The following is a 268-nucleotide window of genomic DNA, read 5'->3' on the forward strand; positions in this document are numbered from 1 at the left end:
GGGCTGGCTGTAGGCGAACACGGTGCCTGGCTCGCGGTCCGGCGGGATGAGCAGCAGGCCGCGGACGGGGTCCGCCGGATCGAGGTCCGCGGCCTCCTCCAGCATGTCGCGGGTGTGACCGCTGGCCATCGACGCCACGTGCCGCAGGGTGGTCGCCCGGCTGCGCGGGTCGACGACCTCGTCGTCGAGGGCGGGGAAGTGCGAGACCAGGGTGTCGTCGAGGTCGAGCAGGCCCTCCGCCTGCGCCAGGCCGGCGGCCGCCGAGGTG

1 protein-coding gene is annotated in these 268 nt (G+C 75.4%); it reads right to left on the reverse strand.

The window, feature by feature from the left end:
• On the reverse strand, positions 1–268 hold a 268-nt coding region (locus QSV46_RS39865), incomplete at both ends, for a serine hydrolase domain-containing protein (protein WP_314964113.1).

Source organism: Bradyrhizobium cosmicum (assembly GCF_032290525.1).
In the GTDB taxonomy this organism is placed as follows: domain Bacteria; phylum Pseudomonadota; class Alphaproteobacteria; order Rhizobiales; family Xanthobacteraceae; genus Bradyrhizobium; species Bradyrhizobium cosmicum_A.